Genomic DNA, 5,073 nt, shown 5'->3' with positions numbered 1-5,073 from the left:
CCCTTCGCCTGCGCGACCAGGATCCCGCCGGTGCTGCCCTGCGGCAGCCACGCGAGATTGACCCGTACCGCGTCGGCCGCGTGGGCAGCCGACGCCGCGGCGCACAGGCTTGCGGCCAGCACCGCGCGCAACATACTCATCGGTTTCAAATTACTCCGGATTTTAAAGGGACAAAGAAAACGCGATCAAGCCGTGACTCTCGCCATTGCGCGTGCGCGACGCGCTCGACGAGCGTGAGCACCTGGTGCTGCCCGCTCTGCGCGCCGACCGGCGCGACGAGCCGCCCGCCGATCGCGAGCTGCTCGAGCAGCGCCTGCGGCACGTCGAGCCCCGCCGCCGCGATCACGATCGCGTCGAACGGGGCCGCGGACGGCAGGCCGACACGCCCGTCGCCGTAGTGCAGACGGATGTTCGGCACGCGCAGCGGCCGCAGGTTCAGCTTCGCGCGCTCGTAGAGCGGCTTGATGCGTTCAATCGAATACACGTCGCGCGCCACGTGACTCAGCACGGCGGCCTGGTAGCCGCAGCCCGTGCCGATCTCGAGCACGCGCTCGAGCGTGCGGCCGGCCATCGCGAGCTCAATCATGCGCGCGACGACCGACGGCTTTGAAATGGTCTGCTGGTGGCCGATCGGCAACGCCGAATCCTCGTACGCCTGCGTCGCGAGCCCCGGATCCACGAACATGTGTCGCGGCACCGCGGCCATCGCTTCCAGCACACGCGCGTCGGTCACACCGTTCGCGCGCAGCCGTTCGACCATCCGTTCGCGCACACGTTCCGACGTGAGCGCAAACGCGCCGGCCGGCGCGACGCTCGGCGCGGCCGGCTTCGGCATCGCGGGCTTCAGCGCGGTCGGCTTCGGTGCGGTCGCCGGCTTCGCGGCGGCGGAGCCGGGCAATGCCGTACGCACCGCAGCAGGCTTCACCGCAACCGGCTTCAGCACGGCCGCGGGCTTGTCGGCGGCCTTCGAACCCGCGACCGCCGCATGGCGTTCGCCGGCCCGACCTTCCGACTTGCGTGGCGCTCGCTTGAGATCTTCGAGCGCGAGCGGGAACCGCTTCGCGCGCTCGCCGCTCATGAAGCCCGCCCTCCGGCGCGCGCCCATTCGCGCGTCGCGGGCAGCATCTGCGTATGCGTGAGGTCCAGTTGCAGCGGCGTGATCGACACGAAACCGTTTGCCGCTGCGTGAAAATCGGTGCCGTCGCTGGCGTCCAGCGCCTCGCCCGCTGCGCCGATCCAGTAGATCGGTTCACCGCGCGGGTCGGTCTGGCGAATCACCGGCTGCGACGGATGTCGCTTGCCGAGGCGCGTGACCTTCCAGCCTTTCAGTTCGTCGTACGGCAGGTTCGGAATATTGACGTTCAGCAACGGCTGGCCCGGCAGCGGATGCGCGAGATAGTGCTCGACGATTTCCGCGGCGACGCGCGCGGCGTCCGGCAGATGGGCCCAGCCCTTGTCGACCAGCGAGAATGCGATCGCCGGCACGCCGAACATGATGCCTTCGGTGGCGGCCGCAACTGTCCCCGAATAGAGCGTGTCTTCGCCCATGTTCTGGCCGTTGTTGATCCCGGAAACGACGAGATCCGGCCTGGCGTCGGCCATCCCCGTCAACGCGACGTGTACCGAATCGGTCGGCGTGCCGTTCACGTAGAAGAAACCCGTACTCGCCGCGCGCTGCACCGACAGCGGCCGCGACAACGTGAGGGAATTCGACGCGCCGCTGCAGTTCTGCTCGGGCGCGATCACCGTGAGCTCGGCCAGCGGCTGCAGCGCGTCGCTGAGCGCGGCGAGACCGGGGGCGAGATAGCCGTCGTCGTTGCTGAGTAGGATTCGCATCCGGCGATTGTAACCGAGGAAAGATGGCGCGAGAGCGACAGTCCGGCGACTGCGGATGGACAGCTGCGGGCACCCGGACACGCAGCGCCGTTGCGGTGCGGTGCGGCGTTCTGCGTGCTCAGGAAAGCGCCGCGCCGGCCGGGGTTTTCCCCCGCTAACAGAGCCCCGTTGGCGAACGCTCCGTTCCGGGAGCCTGGCGCGAAACGCCAGGCCCAAGGGTGCTCAAATCGCGCCCGCGTCGCGCAGTGCGGCAATCGCCGGCGCGTCGTAGCCGAGGCCGCGCAGCACCTCGTCCGTATGCTCGCCGAGTTCGGGCCCGAGCCAGCGCGTTTCGCCCGGCGTGTCGGACAGCTTCGGCGTGATGTTCGGCAGCGGAATGTCGGTGCCGTCGGCCAGCTTGAAGCGCTGGATCATCTGCCGCGCGACGAACTGCGGATCAGTGAACATGTCGGCCGCGCTGTAGATGCGCCCGGCCGGCACGTCGGCCGCATTGAGCACGACAAGCGCTTCTTCGATCGTGCGCGGCGCGAGCCACGCAGCGATCGCGTCGTCGATCTCCTGCGTGCGCGGCACGCGTCCGTCGTTTTGCGCAAGCGCGGGATCGTCGGCGAGGTCGTCGCGCTCGATCGCCTTCATCAGGCGCTTGAAGATCGGATCGCTGTTGCCGCCGATCACGATGCTGCCGTCGCGGCAAGCGTACGTATTCGACGGCACGATGCCCGGCAGCGACGCGCCGGTACGCTCGCGCACCATCCCGTACACGCCGTATTCGGGCACCACGCTTTCCATCATGTTGAAGACGGCTTCATACAGTGCAACGTCGACCACCTGCCCCGCGCCGCCGTTGACCTTGCGATGATGCAGCGCCATCAGCGCGCCGATCACGCCGTGCAGCGCGGCGATCGAATCGCCGATCGAGATGCCGATGCGCGGCGGCGGCAGCTCGGGATAGCCGGTGATGTGACGCAGCCCGCCCATCGATTCGGCGATCGCGCCGAAGCCGGGCCGATCGCGGTACGGGCCCGTCTGCCCGTAACCGGACAGGCGCACCATCACGAGACCCGGGTTGTCGGCCGACAGCACGTCGTAGCCGAGCCCGAGCTTTTCGAGCAGGTCCGGGCGGAAGTTCTCGATCACGATGTCGGCCTCGCGCGCGAGTTGCCGCGCGATCGCCTTGCCGGCGTCGGCCTTCAGGTTGAGCGTGACCGATTTCTTGTTGCGCGCCTGGACGGACCACCACAGCGACGTGCCGCCCTGCTCCGGATGGAGCTTGCGCCACTTGCGCAGCGGGTCGCCGCCGTTCGGATCCTCGATCTTGATCACTTCCGCGCCGAATTCGGCGAACAGCCGCGACGCGAACGGTCCCGCGATCAGCGTTCCGAATTCGAGCACTTTGACGCCCGCGAGCGGGCCCTGGCTGGTGCTCATGTGTCTCCCTGGCATGAGGAACGGCGCCGCCTGGCAGCGGCGCCCGGCTTACATCGTGCGGCGGTCGAGCATCGCGCGGGCGATGGTGCCCGCGTCGACGTATTCGAGCTCGCCGCCCACCGGCACGCCGCGCGCGAGGCGCGTGACCGCGAGCCCGCGCGCCTTCAGCGTCTGGCCGAGGTAGTGCGCGGTGGCTTCGCCTTCGTTCGTGAAGTTGGTCGCGAGCACGACTTCCTTGACGACACCGTCGGACGCGCGCCGCACGAGGCGGTCGAAATGGATTTCCTTCGGGCCGATCCCGTCGAGCGGGCTCAGCCGGCCCATCAGCACGAAATACAGCCCGCGGTAAGTCATCGTCTGCTCGAGCATGATCTGGTCGGCAGGCGTCTCGACGACGCACAGCAGCGTCGGATCACGCTCTTCGTCGCTGCAGACCTCGCAGATCTGCGCTTCGGTGAACGTGTTGCACTTCTCGCAGTGCTGCAGGTGCTCGGTCGCGAACAGCAGCGACCGGCCGAGCCGCTCCGCGCCCTCCCGATCGTGCTGCATCAGGTGGACCGCCATGCGCTGGGCGGATTTCGGCCCGACGCCGGGCAGCACGCGCAACGCTTCGACGAGAGCAGACAGGGCGGACGGCTGTTTCATACGGCAGCAAAAAGTGGCACGGACGCGACGCTCAGAACGGCAGCTTGAAGCCCGGGGGCAGAGGCAGACCCGACGTCATGCCGCTCATTTTTTCCTGCGACGTCGCTTCGGCCTTGCGTACGGCGTCGTTGAACGCAGCCGCGACGAGATCCTCGAGCATGTCCTTGTCGTCCGCGAGCAGGCTCGGGTCGATCGACACGCGACGCACTTCGTTGCGGCACGTCATCGTCACCTTGACGAGGCCGGCGCCCGACTGCCCTTCGACTTCGATGAGCGCAAGCTGCTCCTGCATCTTCTTCATGTTTTCCTGCATTTGCTGCGCTTGCTTCATCAGTCCGGCGAGGTTGCCTTTCAACATGGGAATACTCCTTCTTGATCGTGTGAAAACCGGCACGCGGCGCGTGCCGGCCAATGTGTGGGCGTGATTGTGCCTGTCGCGGGGCGGTCAGTTCAATGCAGCGTCGGCGGCGGGCCGTCCGGCGCCGCGTCGGCGAGCGGACGCACCGAACCCTCGACGATGCGCGCACCGAAATCGCGCACGAGCTGCTGGACGAACGGATCGCCGTGAATCTCCTGCTCGGCCTCGCGCTGGCGTGCCGCGCGCGCGGCCGCATCGAGCGCCGCCGCCGTACGCCGTGCGGGCCCGACTTCGACGGCCACCTCGACCGGCTTGCCGAGCGCATCGGCCAGCGCGGCCTTCAGCTTCGCCACCTGCGCGGCGTCCGCATATTGCGGCACCGGCACGGAAAGTTTCAACGTCGTCGCATCGACGGCGGTCAGTTCGCTGTTGAACGCGAGCTGGTACGCGACGCCCTTGAGCGGCAGCCGTGCAGCCAGTGCCGGCCATTCGCCGTCGAAGCCGACCGGATCGAGTGCGATCGCGGGCGGCAACGGACGCGTGTCGACCGGTGCGGACGGACGGGTTTCCGCCGGCCTCGGCGTCACGCGCACATCGTCGGGGCCGCTGTCGAATACCGGCACGAAGCCATCGTCGGGCGGGCCACCGAACATTTCGTCGGCGCTGAGCGGTACGTAGTCGTCGGGCAGGATCAGGTTCGGGCTCTTGCTGCCGAGCTCCTGGTGCACGCGCTTCACGGTATCGGCAGCCGCCTTCGCGACTTCGACGCCCGCGCGCGTGGAACCGGTGAAGGACACCATGTCGAC

Annotated in this window: 6 protein-coding genes; all 6 read right to left on the bottom strand. The window is 68.2% G+C overall.

The genetic code is table 11. The annotated features are described in order from the left end of the window. Window positions 1-145: 145 nt before the first annotated feature. Window positions 146-1,078: a protein-L-isoaspartate(D-aspartate) O-methyltransferase gene (locus G3O00_RS39825; RefSeq protein WP_011352272.1), complete on the bottom strand. Its 933-nt coding sequence runs from the start codon at window positions 1,076-1,078 to the stop codon at window positions 146-148. Further along, a complete protein-coding gene (gene surE / locus G3O00_RS39820; RefSeq protein ID WP_206146270.1) occupies window positions 1,075-1,836 on the bottom strand; it encodes a 5'/3'-nucleotidase SurE in 762 nt (253 codons plus the stop codon). Before surE ends, G3O00_RS39825 begins: the two co-directional genes overlap by 4 nt. A gap of 222 nt (window positions 1,837-2,058) precedes the next feature. Continuing rightward, window positions 2,059-3,264, bottom strand: a complete 1,206-nt coding sequence (locus G3O00_RS39815) for a CaiB/BaiF CoA-transferase family protein (RefSeq protein ID WP_206146269.1) — start codon at window positions 3,262-3,264, stop codon at window positions 2,059-2,061. Window positions 3,265-3,312: 48 nt separating this feature from the next. Next, window positions 3,313-3,909, bottom strand: a complete 597-nt coding sequence (recR, locus tag G3O00_RS39810) for a recombination mediator RecR (RefSeq protein ID WP_006478665.1) — start codon at window positions 3,907-3,909, stop codon at window positions 3,313-3,315. Between the two features lie 31 nt (window positions 3,910-3,940). Then, complete coding sequence (locus tag G3O00_RS39805; protein WP_006482124.1) at window positions 3,941-4,267, bottom strand: YbaB/EbfC family nucleoid-associated protein; 327 nt, start codon at window positions 4,265-4,267, stop codon at window positions 3,941-3,943. A gap of 92 nt (window positions 4,268-4,359) precedes the next feature. After that, window positions 4,360-5,073, bottom strand: a 714-nt coding sequence (locus G3O00_RS39800) for an aldehyde dehydrogenase family protein (protein WP_206146268.1), incomplete at its 5' end; no start/stop codon positions are given.

Origin of the sequence: Burkholderia sp. Ac-20384, from assembly GCF_017104605.1 — a bacterium.
Taxonomy (GTDB): Bacteria; Pseudomonadota; Gammaproteobacteria; order Burkholderiales; family Burkholderiaceae; genus Burkholderia; species Burkholderia lata.
Note: the sequence above shows the minus strand (reverse complement) of the source record. Positions and strands in the feature narration are given on the sequence as shown.